Origin of the sequence: Halomonas saccharevitans, assembly GCF_032333995.1 — a bacterium.
Taxonomy (GTDB): Bacteria; Pseudomonadota; Gammaproteobacteria; order Pseudomonadales; family Halomonadaceae; genus Halomonas; species Halomonas saccharevitans.
Map to the genome: position 1 here is coordinate 1 of NZ_JAVXUR010000008.1, position 23,553 is coordinate 23,553.

At 64.8% G+C, this 23,553-nt stretch carries 20 protein-coding genes and 2 pseudogenes; 12 read left to right on the plus strand and 10 right to left on the minus strand.

The window, feature by feature from the left end:
* Nucleotides 1-99: 99 nt before the first annotated feature.
* The 4 genes from RSO68_RS15205 to RSO68_RS15220 form a co-directional block, all read right to left on the minus strand.
* Nucleotides 100-381: a helix-turn-helix domain-containing protein gene (locus RSO68_RS15205; RefSeq protein WP_315587201.1), complete on the minus strand. Its 282-nt coding sequence runs from the start codon at nucleotides 379-381 to the stop codon at nucleotides 100-102.
* 118 nt (nucleotides 382-499) lie between these two features.
* The gene (locus tag RSO68_RS15210) at nucleotides 500-808 is read right to left on the minus strand and encodes a hypothetical protein (RefSeq protein WP_315587202.1); all 309 of its coding nucleotides are present in this window, start codon (nucleotides 806-808) and stop codon (nucleotides 500-502) included.
* Between the two features lie 140 nt (nucleotides 809-948).
* A complete protein-coding gene (locus RSO68_RS15215; protein WP_315587203.1) occupies nucleotides 949-1,869 on the minus strand; it encodes a DUF6387 family protein in 921 nt (306 codons plus the stop codon).
* A gap of 124 nt (nucleotides 1,870-1,993) precedes the next feature.
* Complete coding sequence (locus RSO68_RS15220; RefSeq protein WP_315587204.1) at nucleotides 1,994-3,319, minus strand: site-specific integrase; 1,326 nt, start codon at nucleotides 3,317-3,319, stop codon at nucleotides 1,994-1,996.
* Nucleotides 3,320-3,743: 424 nt separating this feature from the next.
* On the opposite strand from RSO68_RS15220, the gene hdhA reads away from it, so the two are divergent.
* Both hdhA and RSO68_RS15230 read left to right on the plus strand, forming a co-directional pair.
* A complete protein-coding gene (gene hdhA, locus RSO68_RS15225) occupies nucleotides 3,744-4,511 on the plus strand; it encodes a 7-alpha-hydroxysteroid dehydrogenase (RefSeq protein WP_175535044.1) in 768 nt (255 codons plus the stop codon).
* 117 nt (nucleotides 4,512-4,628) lie between these two features.
* Entirely contained in the window at nucleotides 4,629-5,954 is a 1,326-nt protein-coding gene (locus RSO68_RS15230; protein ID WP_315587205.1) for a serine hydrolase domain-containing protein, read from the plus strand.
* A gap of 53 nt (nucleotides 5,955-6,007) precedes the next feature.
* On the opposite strand, the gene RSO68_RS15235 is transcribed toward RSO68_RS15230, so the two are convergent.
* The 3 genes from RSO68_RS15235 to RSO68_RS15245 form a co-directional block, all read right to left on the minus strand.
* Complete coding sequence (locus tag RSO68_RS15235; RefSeq protein WP_315587206.1) at nucleotides 6,008-6,298, minus strand: DUF808 family protein; 291 nt, start codon at nucleotides 6,296-6,298, stop codon at nucleotides 6,008-6,010.
* A gap of 209 nt (nucleotides 6,299-6,507) precedes the next feature.
* The gene (locus tag RSO68_RS15240; protein ID WP_089848157.1) at nucleotides 6,508-6,960 is read right to left on the minus strand and encodes a universal stress protein; all 453 of its coding nucleotides are present in this window, start codon (nucleotides 6,958-6,960) and stop codon (nucleotides 6,508-6,510) included.
* Between the two features lie 206 nt (nucleotides 6,961-7,166).
* On the minus strand, nucleotides 7,167-8,060 hold the full coding sequence (locus RSO68_RS15245; RefSeq protein WP_315587207.1) for a LysR family transcriptional regulator: 894 nt from the start codon (nucleotides 8,058-8,060) through the stop codon (nucleotides 7,167-7,169).
* 112 nt (nucleotides 8,061-8,172) lie between these two features.
* On the opposite strand from RSO68_RS15245, the gene RSO68_RS15250 reads away from it, so the two are divergent.
* The 6 genes from RSO68_RS15250 (at nucleotide 8,173) to RSO68_RS15275 (ending at nucleotide 15,222) form a co-directional block, all read left to right on the plus strand.
* Nucleotides 8,173-9,615 carry an aldehyde dehydrogenase family protein gene (locus RSO68_RS15250; RefSeq protein ID WP_315587208.1) on the plus strand — a complete coding sequence of 481 codons (1,443 nt, stop codon included), beginning with the start codon at nucleotides 8,173-8,175 and terminating at the stop codon, nucleotides 9,613-9,615.
* A 22-nt stretch (nucleotides 9,616-9,637) separates the two neighbouring features.
* The gene (locus RSO68_RS15255; protein WP_315587209.1) at nucleotides 9,638-10,645 is read left to right on the plus strand and encodes a dipeptidase; all 1,008 of its coding nucleotides are present in this window, start codon (nucleotides 9,638-9,640) and stop codon (nucleotides 10,643-10,645) included.
* Between the two features lie 65 nt (nucleotides 10,646-10,710).
* Nucleotides 10,711-12,300 (plus strand): BCCT family transporter, encoded by a 1,590-nt coding sequence (locus tag RSO68_RS15260; protein WP_315587210.1) that lies wholly within the window; start codon nucleotides 10,711-10,713, stop codon nucleotides 12,298-12,300.
* On the plus strand, nucleotides 12,293-14,044 hold the full coding sequence (locus RSO68_RS15265) for a hypothetical protein (protein ID WP_315587211.1): 1,752 nt from the start codon (nucleotides 12,293-12,295) through the stop codon (nucleotides 14,042-14,044). The genes RSO68_RS15260 and RSO68_RS15265 overlap by 8 nt, the downstream gene beginning before the upstream one ends.
* Nucleotides 14,041-14,808: a DUF3726 domain-containing protein gene (locus tag RSO68_RS15270; protein WP_089848167.1), complete on the plus strand. Its 768-nt coding sequence runs from the start codon at nucleotides 14,041-14,043 to the stop codon at nucleotides 14,806-14,808. Before RSO68_RS15265 ends, RSO68_RS15270 begins: the two co-directional genes overlap by 4 nt.
* 27 nt (nucleotides 14,809-14,835) lie before the next feature.
* Entirely contained in the window at nucleotides 14,836-15,222 is a 387-nt protein-coding gene (locus RSO68_RS15275; protein WP_089848169.1) for a RidA family protein, read from the plus strand.
* A 28-nt stretch (nucleotides 15,223-15,250) separates the two neighbouring features.
* On the opposite strand, the gene RSO68_RS15280 is transcribed toward RSO68_RS15275, so the two are convergent.
* The gene (locus RSO68_RS15280) at nucleotides 15,251-16,171 is read right to left on the minus strand and encodes a LysR family transcriptional regulator (protein WP_315587212.1); all 921 of its coding nucleotides are present in this window, start codon (nucleotides 16,169-16,171) and stop codon (nucleotides 15,251-15,253) included.
* Nucleotides 16,172-16,351: 180 nt separating this feature from the next.
* Here RSO68_RS15280 and RSO68_RS15285 point away from each other — a divergent pair, with 180 nt between their 5' ends.
* The 4 genes and pseudogenes from RSO68_RS15285 to RSO68_RS15300 form a co-directional block, all read left to right on the plus strand.
* Entirely contained in the window at nucleotides 16,352-17,707 is a 1,356-nt protein-coding gene (locus RSO68_RS15285) for an aspartate aminotransferase family protein (protein WP_315587213.1), read from the plus strand.
* 283 nt (nucleotides 17,708-17,990) lie between these two features.
* Nucleotides 17,991-19,481: a CoA-acylating methylmalonate-semialdehyde dehydrogenase gene (locus tag RSO68_RS15290; protein WP_315587214.1), complete on the plus strand. Its 1,491-nt coding sequence runs from the start codon at nucleotides 17,991-17,993 to the stop codon at nucleotides 19,479-19,481.
* A gap of 74 nt (nucleotides 19,482-19,555) precedes the next feature.
* Nucleotides 19,556-20,128, plus strand: a pseudogene (locus RSO68_RS15295) (alanine dehydrogenase); the annotation flags it as partial.
* 154 nt (nucleotides 20,129-20,282) lie between these two features.
* Nucleotides 20,283-20,675: pseudogene (locus RSO68_RS15300) on the plus strand (alanine dehydrogenase); the annotation flags it as partial.
* Between the two features lie 149 nt (nucleotides 20,676-20,824).
* Here RSO68_RS15300 and RSO68_RS15305 read toward each other — a convergent pair.
* Together RSO68_RS15305 and RSO68_RS15310 are read right to left on the minus strand one after the other, a co-directional pair.
* Nucleotides 20,825-22,240, minus strand: coding sequence for an amidase (locus RSO68_RS15305; protein WP_315587215.1), 1,416 nt, complete (start codon nucleotides 22,238-22,240; stop codon nucleotides 20,825-20,827).
* Between the two features lie 5 nt (nucleotides 22,241-22,245).
* On the minus strand, nucleotides 22,246-23,523 hold the full coding sequence (locus tag RSO68_RS15310) for a Zn-dependent hydrolase (protein WP_315587216.1): 1,278 nt from the start codon (nucleotides 23,521-23,523) through the stop codon (nucleotides 22,246-22,248).
* Nucleotides 23,524-23,553 lie beyond the last annotated feature (30 nt).

Here is a 23,553-nt window from a genome sequence, read left to right on the forward strand (position 1 = left end):
AGGTGGCGATAGCAGTGAGTCATAGCAACACCGTACCTGATGGGTCACGTGTTGCACTTGGTCATTGAGACCGCCCTCTTTCCTTTCTTCGCCATATGATCACCCCTCGTTTATGAGGTGATAGCGTTTGATCTTCTCGCCAGGCTTGGTGGGGTGGGGGTGTTCCTGGGTAACGATGCCGATACCGGCCCGACGGAGATCTCTCACGGCTGCCGGCGGATGCGCAATATTGAGCTCCCACATCACCTCAATGTTACTCATAGGCTGTTCATGCAGAGCCGCTAGGACTTTTCCTGCATGGGTGTTAGGGTCAATTTTTGCTAGTGCTTTGGAAGTATCCCGGTCGTCGCCACGGCCGGGATTTTTCATGTTGCCTGTCATCCTCTGCCTCCCCCGCCAAGAGCTGTGCCTTCTTTTTGGATCGCGACCTGCCAGTATTCAGCAAGGACCTGCAGTCGCTCGCCAGTCCGAACGAGGTGGGGGATGATTTTGGGCACCCTCATGACTCAGCCCTCCCTGCCACGGCCACCTCAGCGGTGCTCCCGTAATCGTCGGCATCAGCGAGCCAGTCGAGCACGTCCTTGAGACGATAGCGGATCGCCCGACCACGCTTGACGAAGCGCGGTGCCGGTTTTCCAAGGAGGATGCCTGTACAGCGGGCCTTACGGGCAGTGGTTGGCTGGGCGGGGATTAAACCAGGGAAGACGGCTTGCTCGGTCAACTCGATCAGTCTCGGGTCGAAGCCATCCCGGTACTGGGCTAGTGCGTTTTGCAGAGAAGCGATGTGATCATGTTTCTTAGAAGGCATAGCGTTTTCTCCTAGTTGCCATGCCTGTAATTCTTCACCACCAGCAACACAAAAAAATTAGCTATTGAAAATTCATTTCTGCATGAAAAACCCCTCAAGAAAGAAAATCATGCAAAAACAAAACACCAAAACCCCATAACTCACATTTCCGCAGCCTTCAGAAACAACTCGCTTATATAGCCATCCTCAAGCTTTGAAATGAAACCACCGAAAGTCTTTGAAGGCTGCATATCATTCTCATAAAACCTCCCATCAGGAAAAAGCGCTGAAGCCATGCACCTCCCCGTTATTGAAACGCCAGAAAACCTACTCCAGAGTTTTAAATCATAATAAGCGGCAACCTTATACCTAAATAATTTTTCAACATCTGACTGTCGAGAACGGGCCCTCGCCCTATTACCTCCCTGCTTCTCCAGCAAATGAGAACGCAATGCCTGAACCTCAGCTTCAATAGTCACCCCTCCATCAAACTTCAATAAAGAGGCATCATCACTAGACAGAAAAACATTATTAAAAACCTCTTTTCGAGCCTCGCCATGATTCCATTGATATTTTACAGAAAGATCATCCACCCTCTCCTCCAACCTAGAAACCATCTCCTTATTTTCATCCAACCAATCCATAACATCTAGCAAGGTCAACTCCTTCACAGACCTCCCTTCTTTAGCTGCCACGCTTCTCCCTGTGACCTCACCAGCTATTTCGGCGGCGGCAAGGTAACGAGATTTCAAATGAGGGAAGCGAAAATCTATTTTGTAGTCTTCTATATCGCCAATCTGCACCACAGCCCTAGCTGAAGGAGCCGTACACACCATCAAACCATTTCCCTCTATCCTAAACGGATCACATGAGAGTCGAGACAAGTCTTCAATCAGAGATTGATATAGCCCATCTTCTTCTGAATAAAAAGAAGACTCATCACCATAAAACCACTCCCATATTCGAACCCTAATCATCACAGCTTTCACAGCATCATAATAGCTAACACCTCGCCATGACTCATAGTTATTAATATCAAACCATTTCGGAAGATCCTCACCCTTGCGAATCAATTTCACCATTACGCCACCTCTCACTCACTCCATGAAATATGTCCAGCCAGCACGATCAAGCTGCCATGTATTCAAAGGCGCGCTGCTAGACCAGTCTAAGGGGTTCGGGCTCACGCCATCAGCACCAGCCCTCTTACAGCGCTATCAGTGACCCCCCCTCGCCCTTGGCGTCAAGCCTGTATCCGGGCGCATGCTGAGCGAACGCCTCCACCATGTCTCGCGTATGGTCGGGCCGCAGGTGAGCATAGTGCGCGATGGTAGTCTGGATGTCGGAATGGGCCATCAGCCTAGAGACGGCCAACAGGTCGGCGCCGGCCATGACCAATTGGGACGCGAAGTTGTGACGCAGGCTGTAGAGCAGCAGGTCATCAGGTAGGCAGGCCAACTTGCGTACGGTCGCCCACGGCTTCTGCATGGCCGTGCGGTCCAGGCGCTTGCCGGTCTTCGGGCTAGGGAAGACGAGGCCGGTGGCAGGCTTACCCTGCTCGCGATGCCAAGTCTTCAGCACATTCACCGCCGCGCTGGATAGCGGGAAAGTCTGTGGGTCTGGGTGGTGATGGGCGGTCTTCTCCACCACCTTGCGGATCGTGGCGAACGTGAGGTTTACGTGTTCCCAGCGCAGGCCGTTGAGATCGCCCGGCCGAAAACCGGTGTAGTACATCGTCAGCATCCAAGGCGCGACGTGGTCCACATAGGTCGTGTCACCCAGGTCAGGCAGATATGCCTTGCCGTGGGCACGGCTGCGACGACGCTGCTGGCGCTTCGCCTGCTGATAGGCCTCCAAACCAGCAAACAGTGCATCCACCTCTTCCCGTTCCAGATAGCGGCGCTGTGCCGCTTGGCCGGCCATATCTTCCTCGCTCATCGCTGGCCGTTGCAGGCTGATACGCGCCAGGGGATTGGCCGGTATCACCTTGCGCTCGGCGGCATGCGCCAGCAGTGTCTTGAGCGCACCGAGGCTGCGCTTGCTAGTGCCGTACGCCTCGCCCTTGGCCTCGCGCTCTCCCTGCCAGCGCTCAACGTCGGCACGGGTAATCTCACTCATCGGCGTGTCGAGCCAGCCCTCAAACGCATGGCGGATGCGCCGTAAGGTGGCAGCACCGTCCTTCTTACGCCGCTGGGTCACGGCATAGGGGCCATCCAGGTAGGCACGGAGGGTCTGCTGCTGCTGGCGCTCAGTCTCGGCCTTGGCCTCCTCCAGCACCGCACGGGGGTCGCCACCTTGCGCGACAATGGCCATGGCCTCGGTAGCATCCTTGCGCGCCTGAGCCACCGTGAGGGGTCCGTAGGCGCCAAGCGTCAGCAGGCGGCGCTTGCCAGTCTTGGTGCGATAGTGAAGCCGGAAGGTCAGCCCACGCTTGCCGCACCGGAGATGGAAGCCGTGAAGATCCGTATCCCATACATCATCAACCGGTGGTGCCTTAGCCAGTTGCTCGACCGTCTTGGTGGTCAGCTTCATCCGTGTGCTCATACCGCACCTCGATTTCTAGGTGACAAATAGGTGACAACAGGAGGATAAAGCGGGCACAGAGGAGCAACAAGCAGCCAACATCGATAAATTAACAACCATCTGTTTTTAAAGGAATAAAAAGATCTTCTTGTTTCTGTAAGTTTCTGCTGAAATACAGGGTAAACGCCTTCGGGAGGCAGAGGTCGTAGGTTCGAATCCTGCTACTCCGACCAAAGAACATAGTAAAAACGGCCACTTAGCTCAATCGAGCGGTGGCCGTTTTTCGTTGCGTTCCTGCGTTACGACAGTTACCGCCGACCTTTCCCCCTCTGCCACGTTGGCGACACGCGCCCCGCGCTTACCTTCCATCCGGTTGATGCTCCACGACCGTGCTAGCATTCAGACTACACGCGTTGAGAAAGGAGTCACGACGATGTTTGATCCGCAGAGTTTCCGCCTGGAGGATCAGGTCGCTCTCGTCACCGGTGCCGGCGCCGGCATCGGTCGAGCTATCGCCGAGACCTTCGCCCTCGCCGGGGCCGCGGTGGTGGTCAGCGACCTGGATGCCGCGTCGGCCGCCGCGGTGGCCGAGGCGATCGAGGCCGACGGCGGCCGGGCGACCAGCGCGGCCTGCGACGTCACCCGGGAGGAAGACCTCGCCGCGGTGGTGGACGAGGCCGTGAGCGCCTTCGGCAAACTGACGCTGCTGGTCAGCAATGCCGGCGGCGGCGGCCCCAAGCCCTTCGACATGCCCATGGAGGAGTTCCGCCGCGCCTATGACCTGAACGTCTTCTCGCTGTTTCGCCTGGCCCAGCTGGCCGCGCCCGAGATGGAGAAGGCCGGCGGCGGGGCAATACTCGCCATCACCTCGATGTCGGCCGAGAACAAGAACCAGCGCATGGCGGCCTACGGCTCCTCCAAGGCGGCGGCCAGCCACCTGGTGCGCAACATCGCCTTCGATCTTGGGCCGAAGAACATCCGGGTCAACGGCATCGCCCCGGGGGCCACCCGCACCGAGGCCCTGCAGTCGGTGCTCAACGACGAGATCGAGCAGCGGATGCTGGCCCACACCCCGCTCAAGCGCCTCGGCGAGCCAGAGGACATGGCCAACGCGGCGCTATTTCTGTGCGCGCCGGCCTCGAGCTGGATCAGCGGCCAGATCCTCACCGTCTCCGGCGGCGGGGTGCAGGAACTGGATTGAGCGCAGACCGTCGACGGCGCACGAGATCTCGGATGGATTCGGCAGCGTCGGCGAATGGTTGATGGCACAGACACCGCCCGGAACGGCGCGAACGCCGTGGGCTCAGCGAGGCACGCCATGAAACGCACCCTGACCACGGCACTCTTCAATGCATTCTCCGCGACCCTCTCCACTACGCTGCTGCTCGCCGGCACCGCCTTCGCACAGCAGGCCCCGACCGATGCGACCAGCGGCTGGATGCAGGGCTTCCCGCCGCCGGAGGAGCGCACCATCCGCTTCACTGACGACGACTACTTCGCCGGTGATAAGCTCCGCTGGACGGTCTGCCACTTCCGCGAGCTGATGCCCACGGCTGGGGTACGCAACGGGACCGGCGCAGCCCGCCCTCTGCCGTACGCCCTCGACCCGGCGATCGAGGAGGTGAGCTTCCAGCCCACCGACGGCGACGCGCCGATGACCTGGGGCGAAGCCTTCGAGGTCAATCGCAGCGACGGCCTGCTGGTGCTGCATCGCGGTCGAGTGGTCTACGAGCGCTACGCCGGCTGCCTGGACGAGACCACCCTGCACGGCGTGATGTCGGTGACCAAGTCGATCACCGGACTGATCGGCGAGAGCCTCGTCGCCGAGGGCACCCTGGACGAGAGCGCCCTCGTCGGCGAGCTGGTGCCGGAGCTTGCCGACAGCGCCTTCGGCGACGCCACCCTGCGCCAGGTTCTCGATATGACCACCGCGCTGGACTACTCCGAAGACTACGCCGACCCCGAGGCCGACGTCTGGACCTATGCCCGCGCCGGTAGCCCGCTGCCGCCTCCTTCCGACTACACGGGGCCGCGCAGCTACTTCGCCTTCCTCGAGACGGTCGAGAAGGCCGGCGAGCACGGCGAGGCCTTCGGCTATCGCACCATCAACTCCGATGCGCTGGGCTGGATCATCGCCCGCGCCACCGGACAGAGCGTCGCCGACTGGCTGGCCGAGCACGTCTGGTCGCGCCTGGGCACCGAGCGGGAGGCTTTCTACACGGTCGACTCGATCGGCACGCCCTTCGCCGGCGGCGGCTTCAACGCTACGCTGCGCGATCTCGGCCGCCTGGGCCAGTTGATCCTCGACGAGGGGCGCCTGGACGGCGAGGAGGTACTGCCCGCTGCCGCCATCGCGCGCCTTCGCGAGGGCGGCAGCAAGGCGGCCTTCGCCAAAGCCGGCTACGCCGCCCTCGACGGCTGGAGCTATCGCGGCATGTGGTGGGTCAGCCACGACGACCATGGCGCCTTCGCCGCGCGCGGCGTGCATGGGCAGACGATCTGGATCGACCCCACCGCCGAGATGGTCATCGTGCGCCTGGCCTCCCACCCGGTGGCGGCCAACGCGGCCACCGACCCGACCTCGCTGCCGGCCTATCGGGCGCTGGCCGCCTACCTGATGGCACAGCCGGAGACGCCTGAGTAAGGCACCGATCATGCATAAAGAGGCCCGACCGTATGCGGCCGGGCCTCTCTGCATCACCCCTCGTTGTCTCGCGAGTCGACAGACTCGCCGCTTTCTTCTCTTATCGCCGACTCAGTCACCCCGGCTCGCCCTATCGACTTCGACAGCCCCTCGCGACGACTCAGATAGAGCCCCAGGTCGTCGATCTTGACGATTCCCGCGACCTGCATGCCCAGGGCCACGCCGGCAACCGTCCCCAGGGTGATCACGATGATCTCGGCGGAGAGGATGAAGTCGGTGCGCACCGCGCCCTTGATCCGCTGCGCCTCGAAGGCGCGCATGTCGGCGGTCTTCTTGGCCGCCACCCTGGTGATCAGCGAGACGTCATGAGGAGCGTGGCGATATCGTCGATCAGGGTCAGTAGGCTGCTGCCGGCCAACGCGGAGGCGCCGTGGGAGGCGGGTCGACAGTGCAGAAGATCACTGCCACAGGATCGGGCCCGCAGAAAATGCAGGCCCCGGAGGAAGGCGCTGGAAGAAGGCCCTTATCGACAGGCCCTGATCAACCGGGCCCGTCAGGTCACGGTGACCACGGTGCAGCCGGCAGTATGGCTGACCTTGTGGGAGACGCTGCCGAAGACCATGCCGCGCATATCGCTGACCCCGCGGCTGCCCATGATGATGGTATCGACGCCGAGGGTCTCGGCCGCCTCGTTGATGCGCTCGGCCGGACGGCCCTGGCGCACCACCTCCTCGACCTCGATGCCCTCGAGGTCGACCGCACTGCGGGCCTGATCGATGACCTTGCGCGCCTCGTCCTTCATGCCGGCGGCAAGCTTCTCGCGATCCTCCTCGGAGAACGGCTCGGCGGTGCCGCCGGTGAACAGGCCGATGTTGTCGGGCGGAAACTCGGCCACGGTCATCAGATGCAGGGTCGCCCCCGCGCCGCGGGCCAGCTGGGCCGCCACGGTGAGCGCCTTCTCGGCATGGGAGGATCCATCGAGCGGGACAAGGATTGAGGTATACATGGCGGGTCTCGGTCCTGTGCGGGTGGGAAGCGGGCCGCGGACGGCCGGGCCGTGGCCGGCCCTTTACTCTCAAGACTAGACGCTACCCACATTTCGGCAAACACCGATATATCAAGCGCCCGGCCGCCCGACCGGCAGCGGGACGAGGCCGCCGGGTCGCGTGGGGCGAGCGCGATGTGCTCGGCGCCGCACAGGGCGACCGGGCCTCAGGGGGTGGCGAAGGCCTCCGAGCGCAGCGACTCGACGACGAAGGCCTCCATGGCCTGGGCCGCCGGGGAGAGGCTGCGCTGTCCGGGGCGCAGCAGGCCCAGCTCGCGCTCCACCAGCGGATCCACCAGCGGGATGAAGCGCAGCCGATCGTACTCCTGAGGGAAGGCCAGGCGCGGCAGGGTGGTGATGCCGATCCCCGCCACCAGCATGGCGGTCAGCGAGATCATGTTGGAGATGTCGAAGGCGCTCTCGGCCAGCAGCGGTTCGGCCTCGGTGCCCTCCAGCAGCCGCGAGGTGCCGTTGCGGATCAGCACCTGGCCCTGCAGCGCCTCCCAGCCAAGCTCGGCCCGCCCGGCCAGGGGGTGATCGTCCCGGCACACCACGCCGACATCGTCGCGCATCAGCGGCGTGAAGGAGAGCTCGTCGTCCTCCCGCCACAGGCTGGTAAAGCCCAGCTCGACCTCGCCGCCGGCCACCAGGCGCCTGACGAAGTCCGCGCTGCCGTCCTGCAGGCTCACCTTGAGGTCGGGATAGCGCAGGATGAAGTCGCTGAGCAGCCGCGGCATCAGCCGGCTGGCCACCGAGGGCACCGCGGCCATGTCGACGTGCCCCGCCTGCTTCTGCACCTGTGCCCAGAGCTCCCGGCTCAGGCGATCGTGCTGGGTGATCAGCTCGCGGAAGCGCGGCAGGCAGTAGCGACCGAAGGGGGTGAGGGCCGCCTTGCCCCCCTTCTCGAACAGCGACTCGCCCAGCCGCTGCTCCAGCTCGCGCACCGCCATGGACACCGCCGGCTGGGTGCGATGCAGCTGGCGCGCCGCGGCGTGGAAGCCCCCCTCGTCGACGATGGCCAGCACGCAGCGCAGCGGTTGAATCTTGAGCTCCGGCAGCATGGCCACCTCCCGAACTTGTGGTAAGAAAAGCTGATCATCGGATCTTTTTTATTGATTATGCTTATCTTGGGCTCTCACCTAGGATGACGGCAACGTCACTAAGGAGGTTTCCATGTCACACGTTCATTCCCTCTACATCGATGGCAGCTGGGTCGAAGGCCAGGACAGCATCGCCAACGTGAACCCGTCCGACACCAGCGACGTGATCGGCCACTACGCTCAGGCCGGCGTCGACCAGGTCGGCGTGGCCATCGCCGCGGCGCAGCGCGGCGTGAACGAGTGGCGCAAGAGCGGCCTCGAGCAGCGTTACGGCGTGCTGATGGCCATCGGCGACGAGCTGATCGCCCGCAAGGACGAGCTCGGCCGGCTGCTGGCGCGCGAAGAGGGCAAGGCCCTGGCCGAGGGCGTGGGCGAAGTCTACCGCTCCGGGCAGTTCTTCCACTACTACGCCGCCGAGGTGCTGCGCCAGATCGATGAGCGGGTCGACTCCGTGCGCCCGGGCGTCGAGGTCGACACGCGCCGCGAGCCGGTGGGCGTGGTGGGCATCATCAGCCCCTGGAACTTCCCCATGGCCACCGCGGTGTGGAAGATCGCCCCGGCGCTGGCCTTCGGCAACGCCGTGATCTTCAAGCCGGCCAACCTGGTGCCGGCCAGCGCCTGGGCGCTGACCGAGATCATCAGCCGCCAGGCGCTGCCCGCCGGCACCTTCAACCTGCTGATGGGCCCGGGCGCAAGCGTCGGCGATGCGCTGATCGCAAGCCCCGACATCCACGCCCTGAGCTTCACCGGCTCGCTGGAGGTGGGTCGCCGCGTGGCCGCCGCCACCGCCGGCAACCTGGTCAAGTGCCAGCTGGAGATGGGCTCCAAGAACGCCCTGATTGTCGCCGATGACGCCAACCTGGACCTGGCCGTGGAGGCCGCCTTCGCCGGCGCCTACTCCGGCACCGGCCAGAAGTGCACCGCCTCCTCGCGCCTGATCGTCACCGAGGCCGTCCACGACGCCTTCGTCGAGAAGCTCATCGCCAAGCTCGAGACCGTCCGCGTCGGCCATGCCCTGGAAGAGGGCGTGCACATCGGCCCCGCCGCGGATGCCCGCCAGCTGGAGTCCAACCTGGCCTGGATCGAGCGTGGCCGCGCCGACGGCGCCACCCTGGCCTTCGGCGGCGAGCGCCTCACGCGCGACACCGACGGCTTCTACATGGCCCCGGCGCTGTTCGTCGATACCACCAACGACATGGCCATCAACCGCGAGGAGGTCTTCGGGCCGATCGCCTGCGTGATCAAGGTCCGCGACTACGAGGAGGCCATCGCCACCCTCAACGACACCCACTTCGGCCTCACCGCCGGCATCATCACCGACTCCCTCGCGCTTGCCAGCGACTTCAAGGCCCGCGCCGAGACCGGCTGCGTGATGGTCAACCTGGCCACCGCCGGCACCGATTATCACGTGCCCTTCGGCGGTCGAAAGAACTCCAGCTTCGGTCCCCGCGAGCAGGGCCGCTACGCCCGCGAGTTCTACACCGTGGTCAAGACCTGCTATGTGAAGGCCGGCTGAGCCGAGGCCTGAGGAGAGCGTCATGTCAAAAGAGATGCTGATCGTCGACGGCCTGCAGTACTCCAACTGGTCGCGGGAGATCTTCGAGCAGATGCGCGAGGGCGGCGTCGATGCCGTCCACGCCACGCTCGTCTATCACGAGAACATCCGCGAGACCCTGACTCGCCTGGGCGAGTGGAATCGCCGCTTCGAGGCTCATGGCGACCTGATCATGCCGGTGAAGGAGGCGGGCGACATCGAGCGCGCCCGCCAGGCCTGCAAGGTGGGGATCTTCCTGGGCGCCCAGAACTGCTCGCCCATCGAGGACGACATCGACATGGTCGCGGTGATGCGCGACCTGGGGCTGCTGATCATGCAGCTGACCTACAATAACCAGAGCCTGCTGGCCTGCGGCTGCTACGAGGCCGAGGACAGCGGCATCACCCGCTTCGGTCGCCAGGTGATCCGCGAGATGAACCGGGTGGGCATGGTCATCGACATGTCGCACAGCGCCGAGCGCTCGACCCTGGAGGCCATCGAGCTCTCCGAGCGGCCGGTGATCATCTCGCACGCCAACCCGAGCTCCTTCCATGCGGCCAAGCGCAACAAGTCGGACAGGGTGCTCGAGGCGATCGCCGAGTCCGGCGGCCTGCTGGGCTTCTCCGCCTACCCCTTCCACCTGAAGAACGGGCCGGACTGCAGCCTCGAGGACTACTGCGACATGATCGCCCGCACCGCCGACCTGATGGGCATCGAGCATATCGGCATCGGCACCGACCTGTGCCAGGCGCAGCCGACCTCGGTGCTGGAGTGGATGCGCAACGGTCGCTGGTCGAAGGAGATGGACTACGGCGAGGGCAGCAAGGGCAACGCCGGCTGGCCGCGGCCGCTCGCCTGGCTGCGCGACAGCCGCGACTTCCCCAACCTGGTCGCGGGACTGCGCCAGCGCGGCTTCGACGAGGCATCCATCGCGCGCATCATGGGCCAGAACTGGGTCGAGCTGCTGGAACGGGCCGCCACGCCGACCCGGGCCGAGGAGACCGCCGCCTGAGATCACCGCGCGCTTCGGGACAATAATAAGGGCCCCTCAGGGGCCCCCATGCATAGGCCAACGACATGACACAACACAACGCCACCCACTCCGCTACGCCGACGCGGCGCGAGCACCGCCTGGGCGATCCTGTCGTCCTTACGCTCAGCGTCGGCTTCATCCTGCTGTTCATCGCCCTGTCGCTCTACGACATCGACCGGGTGGCCGAGGTCATCGGCGCCGGCTTCGCCTGGACCGCCAGCACCCTCGGTTCCTATTTCCAGCTGCTGCTGCTGCTGACCTTCTTCATCGGCATCGGCGTGGCCCTCACCCCCGCCGCCAACGCCCGCATCGGCAACCTCGCCACGCCGGAGATCAGCACCTTCAAGTGGCTGTCGATCATCATGTGTACCCTGCTGGCCGGCGGCGGCGTGTTCTTCGCCGCAGGTGAGCCGGTCTATCACTTCGTGGTCACGCCGCCGGCCTTCGACAGCGAGGCCGGCACGGTCGACGCCGTGGCCGGCGCCCTGGCGCAGTCGTTCATGCACTGGGGCTTTCTGGCCTGGGCGGTGCTCGGCTCGCTGACCGCGGTGGTGCTGGCCCACGCCCACTACGACAAGGGCCAGCCGCTGCAGCCGCGCACCCTGCTCACGCCGATTCTCGGCGAGCGGATCATCCAGGGGCCGGTCGGCGGCGTGATCGACGCCCTGTGCGTGATCGCCGTGGTCGCTGGCACCGTCGGCCCCATCGGTTTCCTGGCCACCCAGGTGAGCTTCGGCCTGCATGAGCTGTTCGGGATCTCCGAGGGCTATGGCACCCAGCTGATGATCCTGGTGGCACTCGCTGTGGTCTACGTCACCTCCGCGGTGACCGGTATCCACAAGGGCATCCAGATACTGAGCCGCTTCAACGTCTTCCTGGCGCTGGCCATCGCCGCGGTGATCTTCGTCTTCGGCCCGACGCTGTTTCTGACCAACGCCTTCACCCAGGGCTTCGGCACCTACCTGACCTCGTTCTTCTCGATGGCCACCATGACCGCCGAGACGGCGCCGGACTGGTGGATGCAGTGGTGGACGGTGTTCTTCTTCGCCTGGTTCATCGGCTATGGGCCGCTGATGGCGATCTTCGTGGCGCGCATCTCGCGCGGACGCTCCATCCGCCAGATGATCCTGGCCGTGGCCGTGCTGGCGCCGATCGCCACCACCATCTGGTTCACGCTGCTCGGCGGCTCGGGCATCCACTACCAGCTGACCGGGGTGATCGACCTCACAGAGGCGCTCAACAACTTCCAGTTCGACGTGGCCACCCTCACCGTGGCTCAGGCGCTGCCCGGCGGCACCCTGATGGCCCTGGCCATCCTGGTGCTGACCACCATCTTCGTCGCCACCACCGGCGATTCCATGAGCTACGCCATCGCCGTGGTGGGCTCCGGCCATGATCGCCCCAGCTCGCTGATTCGCGCCTTCTGGGGCATCGCCATGGCCATCATGGCGGGCATCCTGCTCTACATGGGCGCCGGCCAGATCAGCGTGCTGCAGCAGTTCATCGTCATCACCGCCATTCCGGTCTCGCTGGTGCTGCTGCCCTCGCTGTGGACCGGCCCCCAGGCCGCCTACGCCATGGCCCGCGAGCAGGGCCTGATCGCCCGCCGCCCAGTGGAGTCCCACGATGCTTGAGTACCGCTACCCGATCGCCGGCACGGTGCCGCTGCGCGCCGCCGGCGAGACCATGGACCTCGAACGGCTGGGCAGCCTGCCGGCCAGCCGCCTGAGCTTCGTGCGCAGCCTGGTGCGCCAGATGGCGCGCCAGCGCTGGCAGATCAGCACCGCCCGCTTCGACCTGGACGAGCAGGGTCACGGCGTCGCCATCTATCGTCTGCAGACGCCCCAGGGCCGCTATCACGGGGTGATCTTCTCCCAGCAGCTGGCCGACGATCAGCGCTCCGACCGGGTGATCGCCCAGGCCTGGGACGTGACCTTCGGCGTGATCGAGGGCGACGTCGACGACGCCCTGCTCGAGCAGATGGCCGCCAACGTGCCGCTGCAGGAGGCCGGCCGCCAGCACCCACGGCTGCTGGTGCTGTCTCGCGCCAATCGCAGCCTGCGCAACTTCGCCCACTTCGTGGAGTCGCTGTCCGCCGGTCAGCAGCCCGACCCCGCCTGGCTGACCCGGGTCGGCTACCTCTACCGGACCACGGCGGTCTACGGCAACGGTAAGTTCGGCATCGCCGACTTCGTGCGCCTGCAGGACAACCCCGACTTCCACCGTCCCTTCTCGGCCCAGATGCTGGCGGTCTACCTGCTGCGCCACTTCTCCATCGAGCAGGTGGAGCATATCGCCCGCTGCCAGGCGCCCGAGCAGGCGGTGCCCATGGCCACCGAGCTGCGCCGCTACCTGGGCATCGGCAACTCCACCGGGCTTGGCATGGCGCCCTTCCTGATCAACCACCCCCAGCTGATCCAGCAGTGGGTGACCTGCCGGGAGACCGCCCTGGCCCTGGCGCTCGGCCAGACGCCCGACGAGGAGCGTCGCCAGCGGCTGATCGCGCTGACCCGTCGCGCCATGCGCCACCTCGACCAGACGGTCACCGAGGACGCCGAGCAGGGCGAGCGCAATGCCGCCGTCGTCGCGGCGCTGCCGGAGGTGATCGCCTGGCTCGAGGAGGTGCCGCTGGAGGAGACCCTCTGGCCGCAGCTGGCGGCCTGGAGCGCGCGCACCCTGCCGCTGGAGGCCCAGGAGCTGGTCAATACCCTGCTGATCGAGCTCTATCCCGAGCAGGTCGATCCGCTGGAGGACCAGATGGGCATCGAGGAGCGTCTCGAACTGACCCCGGACATGCCGCTAGTGCGCCTGAAGCAGCTGATCGAGACCCACTACGACTGGGCCCTGGCCGAGGACTTCGAGGCGCCCGAGTCACGCTACTGGTTCTGGTACCGCTCCGCCGAGAAGGAGGAGCCGCGGCTCGGCGTGCGCGGCCGGGAGCCGGGTGCCGAGAAGGAGCTGTCGCTGGCCATCGCGCCGCGGGTCCATCACACCCACGGGGTGCTGTCCGAGTTCCTCGAGGCCAATCCCCGCGCCCTGGTGGTGGAGTTTTTGATCGCCCATCCCCGCCACAAGGACATCGTACGGCGCATCCAGACCATGGCCGAGACGCCCTACGGCGAGATCCGCGCCAACCTCTGGCATCGCGACATGAAGCCCATGCACCTGCTGCGCACCAAGCTGTCGTTCTTCGGCGCCGGGCGCTTCGATCCCAAGTCCGACCGCTGGGTGCGCATCACCCTCTTCCAGGGCGCGCCCCTGGTCGAGGAGATCAACGCCGAGCCCCGGGACCTGGCCGAGGTCGATGACTGGAGCTTCCCCCTGGAGCCCGAGGGGATCATGCACGCACCACGACAAGAGGTAGGAGAGACATCATGAAGGCGTCCTACAACGAGCTGCAGGGCCTGTGCCGTAAGGCGTTCATCGGCATGGGCTTCGAAGAAGGCGACGCGGCCGATGCCGCCGACATGGTCGCCTGGATGCAGTGCTTCGGCCTGGGCGGTCTCGCCGCCCTCAACCGCGGCCTGGACTTCCTGCTCACGGACGACCCCGACGAGATGCCCAGCGTGCTCTACCAGGACGGCGACCTGGCGGTGGTCGACGGCCACGGCCAGAGCGTGCTGCGAAGCTCCACCCTGGCGCTGGAGCTGGGCTTCGCCAAGGCGCGCGCGCGCGGCCTCTCGGTGATCAAGATCCGCCACTGTCACAACCGCCAGCTGATCATGGGCTACCTGGCGCGACTGGCCGGGCGCGGCATGAACGTCACCGCCTTCTGGCGTAACGCCGAGCATCCGCCGACCGAGCAGGTCGTCGGCTTCCAGGCCAACAGCTCGGTCCCCGAGATCCGCGTCTACGCGGTCAAGGAAGTCCCCGAGGAGAACGAGCCCAACGACGGCATCACCCTGGTGATGGCCAACCACGTCGACCTGCTGCCGGCGATGCGCTCGGACTATCGCTACGACGTGTTGGCACGCCACAACGAATCCGACCTGCTGGCCTGCCGCCACCGGTCCCTGGCCGAGGGCATCGAGGTCGACGAGGCCGTCTGGGAACGCCTCAAGCACCTCGCCACCCGCATGCTGGTGGAGGCCACCGAGGCCTCCCGGGAAGGGGCCGGCGCCGGCACCAACGATAACGACTGACCCTGAGACTGAGACGAGACCACCGACATGATTCACCCCGTCAGCACCGACCTCTTCGCCTCCAAGGCGCCCCTGGAATGGGCCGTCGTCGGTAACGGCATCCTGTTCACCGCCCAGATCCCCATCGGCGCCGACGGCCAGGTGGTCCAGGGTGGCATCGAGGCCCAGACCCGCCAGACCCTGGACAACCTCGCCCACACCCTGGAGAAGGCCGGCGCCGGCGTGGAGGCCCTGACCCAGGTACTGATCTACGTCACCGCCCGCGAGGACCTGGCCACGGTCAACAAGGTCTACGCCGAATACGTGCGCGAGCCCTACCCCAACCGCGCCGCCATCATCGTCTCCGGCTTCGCCCGGGAAGAGATGCTCGTCGAGATGGTGGCCTACGCGGCCGTGGACGCCGACGCGTCCTGAGGCGTGATCCCCTCGGGAGGGCGTTCCCTCAGTCCTCCCCCAGCCTGCCCAACTCCTCGAGATAGCACTCCAGCACCCGGTTGGGCGGCGCGCCCTTCCGGGTAATCGCGCTGTAGCGGGTCACGTAGCGGCAGGTGTCCGGCCTCAGGGCGCGTATCCTGCCGTCGCGCACCCAGCGCTCGGCAACGTGCGTCGGCAGATAGCCGATGTAGCGCCCGGAGAGAATCAGGAAGGCGATGCCTTCGCGATCGGTGGCCGAGGCGGTGGCCCGCAGGGGCTCATGCAGCGCCTTGATCTCGGGACTCTGCGCGTAGGCCGGCGTCACGGCATCGCTGCTCCCCAGCTGCGCCTCCGTCACGGCCCCGGCGTCGAACAGCGGATGTCCCCGCGCGCAGTAGAGCTGCGACGTCTCCTCGTAAAGCGAGAGGTAGTGCAGCCCGGGTAGGGTCTTGATCGCCGGCACCACGCCGGTGTGCAGGCGACCATCCAGCACGCCGAGCTCGATGTCGTGGGGCGGAATCATGCGGATGTTGATCTGCACCTCGGGACCGCGCGCCTTCAAGGCGCTCAAGGCATCGGTGATGTGCATCTGCGGCATGGTCACCAGGTTGTCGGTGATGCCGATGTTCAGCTCGCCCTTGAGCCAGGCGTGGAGGCCGTTGACCCGGGTACGAAACCCCTCCGTGGCCGCCTGCAGCTGCAGCGCGGCCTCATAGATCTCGGCCCCCTCGTCGGTCAGCGCGAAACCGCTGCGGCCCCGCTGGCAGAGCCGCAGCCCCAGACGCGTCTCCAGGTCGCTCATCGCCATGCTGATGGCGGCGCGGCTGATGTTGAGCTCCACCTCGGCGGCGGAGAAGCCGCCGCACTCCACGACCTTGCGATAGATCCGCAACAGCCGCAGGTCCGCATCGCTGAGCTGTCCCGTCAGGGCCTCCTTGCGACGTGACATCGTTCCCTCCTCTTACCCCAGTGAGTCGGCCCGATGGCTCGGCCCGCGCCCCGCCAGGACGCGCCGGAAAGTTAACTTTATGCTTACATGAAATTCAATACGTCGGAATTTATCTGATCGCCGTCCTGATCCACGCTGTGCTCAACCGTCACCCACACGACAATCACAAAGGGGTGTGTCATGTCAGATCGTTCTCCCCAGCAGACCGCGGGCCTGACCGACGCGCAACTGGATGCCTACTGGATGCCCTACTCCGGCAACCGCCAGTTCAAGCGCGACCCGCGGATCATCGTCGGCGCCGAGGGCAGCTACTATACCGACGCCGAGGGGCGCCGGATCTACGATGGCCTCTCCGGCCTCTGGACCTGCGGCGCCGGCCACGGTCGCCCGGAGATCGCCGAGGCGGTCGCCCGTCAGCTCACCGAGCTGGACTACGCCCCGGCCTTCCAGTTCGGCCACCCCAAGGCCTTCGAACTGGCACACCGACTGCGCGAGCTGACCCCGAAGGGGCTCGACCACGTGTTCTTCACCGGCTCCGGTTCCGAGAGCGCCGACACCTCGCTGAAGATCGCCCGAGCCTACTGGCGCAAGAAGGGCAAGCCCAGCAAGACCAAGCTGATCGGCCGCATCAAGGGCTATCATGGCGTCAATTTCGGCGGCATCAGCCTGGGCGGCATCGGCGCCAACCGCTCCATGTTCGGCCAGGGCATCGATGCCGACCACCTGCCCCACACCCTGCTCAAGGAAAACGCCTTCACCCGCGGCATGCCCGAGCGCGGTGCCGAGCGGGCCGACGAGCTGCTGGAAATGATCGCCCTGCACGATGCCTCCAACATCGCCGCGGTGATCGTCGAGCCCATGGCCGGCTCGGCCGGGGTGATTCCGCCGCCGGTGGGCTACCTCAAGCGGCTGCGCGAGATCTGCGATGCCAACGACATCCTGCTGATCTTCGACGAGGTGATCACCGCCTTCGGGCGCGTGGGATCGATGACCGGCGCCGAGGAGTTCGGCGTGGTCCCGGACATCATGAACATCGCCAAGCAGCTGACCAACGGGGCGGTGCCCATGGGCGGGGTCATCGTCAAGGGCGAGATCTACCACACCTTCATGGAACAGGGCGGCCCCGACTACATGCTCGAGCTGCCTCACGGCTACACCTACTCGGGGCACCCGGTGGCCTGCGCCGCGGCCCTGGCCGCCCTGGACGTGCTCGAGGATGAGCGCCTGATCGAGCGCGTAAAGGAAATGGCGCCGATCTTCGAGGATGCCCTGCACTCACTCAGGCACGACCCCAAGGCCAGCCGCTATCTCACCGACATCCGCAACTATGGGCTGGCCGGCGCCCTGCAGATCGCGCCCTACCCCGGCGAGCCGGCCCGCCGTCCCTTCGAGATCGCCATGAAGTGCTGGGAGAAGGGCTTCTACGTGCGTTACGGCGGCGACACCATCCAGCTCGGCCTGCCCTTCATCGTCGAGCGCGAGGAGATCGACCGCCTCATCAACGCCCTGGGCGACGCTCTCGGCGAACTGGACTGACGCCTTGCCCACCCCGCGTCCATGCCCGGCAAGCGGAGTGGGCGCATTCGAGAGCAAGAAGCCGCGAGGGCGCTGTGAACCCTTCCATGGGCGCTACTTTTGCCCTGCCGCGCTCTCGCGTCCCGCTCCGCTTGCAGGTCCGGTGCTGGCCATCCATGGCCAGCCCGTTCGGAGCAGTGCTCCTCACCCATGGCAAAAGACCCTCGCTCTGTCTTGCTCCCGATGCTCGTCATCGCAGGATCACAACATCAACAACCGATAGCTATCTCTGGAGAGAACAAACATGACCACGCTTGGCCACCTGATCAACGGCACCCGCGTCGACGGCAACGGGCGCACCCAGGACATCTTCAATCCTTCCACCGGCGAGGTCGCCGGTCAGGTCAGCCTGGCCAGCCAGGCCACCGTCGAGCAGGCGATCGCCGCCGCCCAGGCCGCCTTCCCGGCCTGGCGCGATACCCCGCCCGCCAAGCGAGCCCGTGTCATGTACCGCTTCAAGGCGTTACTGGAGCAGCACGCCGACGAGATCTGCCGGCTGATCGGCCAGGAACACGGCAAGATCGTCCACGACGCCCAGGGCGAACTCGCGCGCGGCATCGAGAACGTCGAGTACGCCTGTGGCGCCCCGGAGCTGCTGAAGGGCGAGCACAGCAGGAACACCGGCCCCGGCATCGACTCCTGGAGCGAGTTCCAGCCGCTCGGCGTGGTCGCCGGCATCACGCCGTTCAACTTCCCGGCGATGGTACCGCTGTGGATGTACCCCATGGCCATCGCCTGCGGCAACACCTTCGTGCTGAAGCCCTCCGAGCGCGATCCGACCTCCTCGCTCTTCATCGCCGAGCTGGCAGTGGAGGCCGGCCTGCCCGCCGGGGTGCTGAACGTGGTCAACGGCGACAAGGAAGCCGTCGACACCCTGCTCGACGACGAGCGCGTGAAGGCCGTGAGTTTCGTCGGCTCCACGCCGATCGCCGAGACCATCTACGCCCGCGCCAGCGCCAACGGCAAGCGCTGCCAGGCGCTGGGCGGCGCCAAGAACCACGCCATCGTGATGCCCGATGCCGACATGGACAACGTGGTCAGCTCGCTGACCGGGGCGGCCTTCGGCTCCTCCGGCGAGCGCTGCATGGCGCTCTCGGTGGCCGTCGCCGTGGGCGACGCCGCCGCCGATGCCCTGATCGCCAAGATGCAGGAGCAGATGAAAGCCCTGAAGGTCGGCCCCTTCTTTGAGGCGAGCAACGACTTCGGCCCGGTGATCACCAAGGCCCACCAGGAGAAGGTCTGCGGCTATATCGACAGTGCCGAGCGCGAGGGCGCCGAGATCGTGGTCGACGGCCGCGGCGTGCAGGTGCCGGGCCACGAGCAGGGCTTCTATGTGGGCGGCACCCTGATCGACCGCGTGACCCCCGACATGACCTGCTACCTGGAGGAGATCTTCGGCCCGGTGCTGCTGGTGGTCCGCGCCGACTCCATGCAGGAGGCCATGCGGCTGATCGATGATCACGAGTACGGCAACGGCACCTGCATCTACACCCGCGACGGCGAGGCGGCCCGCTACTTCAGCGACCACATCCAGGTGGGCATGGTCGGCGTCAACGTGCCGCTGCCGGTGCCGGTCTCCTACCACAGCTTCGGCGGCTGGAAGCGCTCGCTGTTCGGCGACCTCTCTGCCTACGGCCCGGATGCCGTGCGCTTCTATACCAAGCGCAAGACCATCACCCAGCGCTGGCCGTCGGCCGGGGTGCGCGAGGGGGCGCAGTTCTCCTTCCCTTCATAAAGTACGTCCAGAGTCACCAACGAAGCGCATGACGACGCCTGTCATGCGCTAAATATCCTAACAAGAGTTCTACCATGCAGATTGCCGTTCCCAAGGAAATCAAGAACAATGAGTACCGTGTCGCACCGACCCCTAGCGGCGCCCGGGAGCTAATCGGTCGCGGCCATACGGTCACTATGTAGGCCGGCGCCGGCGAAGGGGCCGGCTTCGCGGATGCCATCTATGAGGCCGCCGGGGCAAGCCTCGAGTACGACGTGGTCAGGGTCTGGGAGGGCGCCGAGCTGATCCACAAGGTCAAGGAGCCTCAGGCCGAAGAGGTCGCGCGCCTCAAGCCCGGCCAGACGCTGTTCACCTACCTGCACCTGGCCGCCGAGGAGTCGCTGACCCGAGGCCTGATGGAGAGCGGCGCCACCTGCATCGCCTACGAGACTATCACCGACCGCTAGGGCGGCCTGCCGCTCCTCGCGCTAATGTGCACCGTGTCAGGGCGCATGGCCTCCAGGCCGGCGCCCACAGCCTGGAGAAGGCCCAGAGTGGATCCGGCGTGCTGCCGCCCGGGGTGCCCGGCGTGGCGCCGGCCAAGGTCGCCGTGATTGGCGGGGTGGTGGGCGAGAATGCCGCCCGCATGGCGCTGGGCCTGGGGGGGGGCTGTGAACTTTTCCCCAGAAACCGGTCCATCGTCAATGTGAGATTTCCGCTACGTTTACCCTGATAGCCGAAGATCTCGCGATGAAGCGTAATCGACACACTGAAGAGCAGGTCATCACCATCCTCAAGGCCCATGAGCGCGGCGTCTCGGTGGCCGTGCTGATACCGGGCGACACTGCGCCCAAGCTGATCACTCGCGAGATGCTCGCCGATATGAAGCCCGGCAGCGTTCTGGTAGATGTGGCGATCAATCAGGGCGGCTGCTTCGAGACCAGCCTGCCCACTACCCATGCCGAACCCACTTATGTGATGGACGGCATCGTCCATTACTATATGACCAACATGCCCGGCGCCGTGGAGCGCACTTCCACCCAAGCGCTGACGAACGCCACCCTGACGTTCGTGATCGCCGTTGCCGACAAGGGATGGAAGCAGGCACTGGCCAACGATGCCCATTTCGCTGCCGGTCTTATCGTCCATGAAGGCCAAGTGACGTATGTTACAGTAGCAAACGTTTTTAGCCTGGGAAGTGTTGTCCCTGCCAATTTTCTGAAAATAGCGGCTGAAGAGCTGAAGCCAGCAGGCCATTCGTTCAGCTTGCTGACCTCTTTAATGTTGTGAGCGCAACTATGACCGTTTTCATGCAATGGACACCAAGCTGGTGCCCATTGCATATTCCTGGCATAAGCCAAGCATCATGTGGAAGCGGCGGGGGGACGCTTGGGAAGGTGACCTTCTAGCAGCTGTGCTGCATGCAGGACGTTGAGGTCCTGGAATCGAGGCCCTACGAGGTGCAAGCCGACCGGCAAGCCCTGAGCATCCAGGCCGCAAGGCAAGGAAGCCGCAGGTTGCTGCGTCAAATTGAAGGGGTAGCTGAAGGGCGTCCAGTCCATCCATTCACAGTAATGACCACCCGGGGGGACATTGTGCCCCGCCTCGAACGGGGCGATGGGCATGGTCGGCGTTACCAGCAGGTCAAAATAATCGTGGAATTCCTGCATCTTCGCGGTGAGCTGCTCTCTGGTGCGGCAGGCGGCAAGATAGTCGCGTAACGAAATCGCGGCACCTCGCTGAGCGATATCCAGGAAGCCCGGGTCCAGCCGTGACTGCTGGGCATCATCCAGCCGCTCCAGTACTTGGCTGGCTCCGGCAAACCAGAGAGTGTTGAAGGTCTCCAGTGGATTCTCGAAGCCTGGATCTATCTCCACAACCTCAGCCCCCAGCGCCTGGATCTGCTCCACCGCCTTTCGCACGCAGGCTGCTATGTCCGGCGCTACGTCCACATACCCTAAGTCGGGGCTGTAGGCGATCCGCCACCCGGCCAGCGAGTCGGGCGGCGGGCTCAGCCAGTCATCAGTGCGCGGGTTGCCAAGGTAGCCGTCGCGGGCATCAGGTTGAGCCATGACGCTCAGCATCAGGGCGCTGTCGGCAACGGTGCGGGACATTGGGCCCAAGTGAGAAAGAAGACTCATGGCGCTTGCCGGCCATTGAGGCACCCATCCAAAGGTAGGCTTGATGCCGAAGGTGCCGGTGAAGCTGCAGGGGATGCGAATCGAACCCCCTGCGTCACTGCCCTGGTGGAGAAGCCCCAGGTTGAGCGCCGCCGCTGCGGCGGCGCCGCCCGAGGAACCGCCCGGCGTCAGGCGGTTATCACAGGGGTTACGGGTGACCCCGTGCAAGGGGTTGTCTGTCACGCCTTTCCAGCCGAACTCCGGCGAGGTGGTCTTGCCGAGAATCACCGCGCCGGCCTCGCGTAGGTGGCGGCTGATCGGTGCATCGGTTTCCCAGGGCCCGTCCGGGCTGCTGGTGGCCGAGCCGAAGCGGGTCGGCATGCCTGCGGTAAGTGTCAGATCCTTGATGGTGGCGGGAATGCCGTCTAGGGGGCCACAAGGTTCACCAGCCTGCCAGCGTGCCTCCGAAGCACGGGCAGCTGCCATTGCCCGCGCTTCATCTACATGTGCGAAAGCGTTGACCGAAGGATTGTCACGGTCAATGCGTGTCAGACAGTCCTGAGTCAGTTCCACTGGCGAAAGATCGCGGTGGCTAAACAGCCTGAGCGCCTCAACGGCGCTCAGGTCGGAAAGTTGCGCCGGGAACGAAGTCGCGGTCATGGCTCTCACTCCTCAACTTCAGCTGCCAAGCCGGCCTGCTCAAGCATGGCATGAAGCAGCACATTGCAGCCGTCATTCAGGTCGCTGGCCTCGGCATTCTCGATTTCATTGTGGCTGATGCCGTTCTCGCAGGGCACGAAGATCATGCCGGCCTGGGTGACACGCCCCATGAAGATGGCATCGTGACCTGCGCCGCTGACGATATCCATGTGAGAACAACCGAGGGTCTCGGCAGCACGGCGCACAGAGCTCACGCAGCTGTCGGCAAAGTGTTCCGGGGAGAAATCCGCCGAGGGAGTCAGTTCGAACTCCAATTCATGGTGTTGGCTGGTTTCCTTGATCACCTGGTGGAGTTCTTCGGCCATGAGAGTGAGCGTCTCGCTGTCGAAGTGACGCAGGTCAATAGTCATCTTCACCTGGCCGGGAATGACGTTGCGCGATCCTGGGTGCAGGTTTACTACCCCTACTGTGCCGCGGCCGTGGGGTTGATAAGCGTTCGCAATGCGGTTGACTGCCTGGGTGACTTCGGCTGCCCCTAGCATCGCGTCGCGGCGCAGAGACATGGGTGTGGGGCCTGCATGCGCCTCCAGCCCGGTCAGGGTGAGGTCAAACCACTTCTGGCCCAGAGCTCCTACCACCACGCCCACGGTGTTTCCGGTGTCCTCCAGAATAGGCCCCTGTTCGATATGGCATTCGAGGAACGCCTTGATATGGTCAGGCGTAACACGGTCTGTGCCGCGGTAACCGATGGCCTCGAGGGCCTCGCCAGCGCTGATGTTTTCCTCATTGGTGCGGGCAAGCATGTCTTCCAGCCCCAGCTGACCGGTGAACGCCCCGGAACCCATCATGCAGGGCGCAAAACGACATCCCTCTTCATTGCTCCAGGCGACGACCTCGATGGGCGCCCGCGTCCGGATGTCATGCTGGTTCAGGGTGCGAATCACCTCCAGGCCGGCCAGCACGCCGTAGACGCCGTCGAACTTACCTCCGGTGGGCTGGCTGTCGAGGTGGCTGCCTGTCATGACGGACGGACTATCGGGTTCCTGACCTTCACGGCGCGCAAAGATATTGCCTATGGCATCAATGCGGATGGTGCACCCCTCGGCACGACACCAATCGATGAACAGGTCTCGCGACTGGCGATCAAGGTCGGTGAAGGCCTGGCGGTTTACACCCCCTTTAGGTGTAGCCCCAAGTTTGGCCATTTCCATGAGCGCCTGCCAGAGGCGTTCACGGTCGGTACGTAAATCGGTAGTCGAGCGCAGAGCGTTAGCTGTGGTCATGTGTAGCCTCTTGTGATTGTAAGAAAAGCA

Bases quoted from the DNA above. Each gene is read 5' to 3' on its own strand.
- RSO68_RS15310 (WP_315587216.1), bottom strand. From the start codon at position 23,523: ATGACCACAGCTAACGCTCTGCGCTCGACTACCGATTTACGTACCGAC.
- RSO68_RS15285 (WP_315587213.1), top strand. From the start codon at position 16,352: ATGTCAGATCGTTCTCCCCAGCAGACCGCGGGCCTGACCGACGCGCAA.
- RSO68_RS15305 (WP_315587215.1), bottom strand. From the start codon at position 22,240: ATGACCGCGACTTCGTTCCCGGCGCAACTTTCCGACCTGAGCGCCGTT.
- RSO68_RS15275 (WP_089848169.1), top strand. From the start codon at position 14,836: ATGATTCACCCCGTCAGCACCGACCTCTTCGCCTCCAAGGCGCCCCTG.
- RSO68_RS15210 (WP_315587202.1), bottom strand. From the start codon at position 808: ATGCCTTCTAAGAAACATGATCACATCGCTTCTCTGCAAAACGCACTA.
- RSO68_RS15260 (WP_315587210.1), top strand. From the start codon at position 10,711: ATGACACAACACAACGCCACCCACTCCGCTACGCCGACGCGGCGCGAG.
- RSO68_RS15220 (WP_315587204.1), bottom strand. From the start codon at position 3,319: ATGAAGCTGACCACCAAGACGGTCGAGCAACTGGCTAAGGCACCACCG.
- RSO68_RS15245 (WP_315587207.1), bottom strand. From the start codon at position 8,060: ATGCTGCCGGAGCTCAAGATTCAACCGCTGCGCTGCGTGCTGGCCATC.
- RSO68_RS15280 (WP_315587212.1), bottom strand. From the start codon at position 16,171: ATGTCACGTCGCAAGGAGGCCCTGACGGGACAGCTCAGCGATGCGGAC.
- RSO68_RS15265 (WP_315587211.1), top strand. From the start codon at position 12,293: ATGCTTGAGTACCGCTACCCGATCGCCGGCACGGTGCCGCTGCGCGCC.
- RSO68_RS15230 (WP_315587205.1), top strand. From the start codon at position 4,629: ATGAAACGCACCCTGACCACGGCACTCTTCAATGCATTCTCCGCGACC.
- RSO68_RS15250 (WP_315587208.1), top strand. From the start codon at position 8,173: ATGTCACACGTTCATTCCCTCTACATCGATGGCAGCTGGGTCGAAGGC.
- RSO68_RS15215 (WP_315587203.1), bottom strand. From the start codon at position 1,869: ATGGTGAAATTGATTCGCAAGGGTGAGGATCTTCCGAAATGGTTTGAT.
- hdhA (WP_175535044.1), top strand. From the start codon at position 3,744: ATGTTTGATCCGCAGAGTTTCCGCCTGGAGGATCAGGTCGCTCTCGTC.
- RSO68_RS15240 (WP_089848157.1), bottom strand. From the start codon at position 6,960: ATGTATACCTCAATCCTTGTCCCGCTCGATGGATCCTCCCATGCCGAG.
- RSO68_RS15255 (WP_315587209.1), top strand. From the start codon at position 9,638: ATGTCAAAAGAGATGCTGATCGTCGACGGCCTGCAGTACTCCAACTGG.
- RSO68_RS15290 (WP_315587214.1), top strand. From the start codon at position 17,991: ATGACCACGCTTGGCCACCTGATCAACGGCACCCGCGTCGACGGCAAC.
- RSO68_RS15270 (WP_089848167.1), top strand. From the start codon at position 14,041: ATGAAGGCGTCCTACAACGAGCTGCAGGGCCTGTGCCGTAAGGCGTTC.
- RSO68_RS15205 (WP_315587201.1), bottom strand. From the start codon at position 381: ATGACAGGCAACATGAAAAATCCCGGCCGTGGCGACGACCGGGATACT.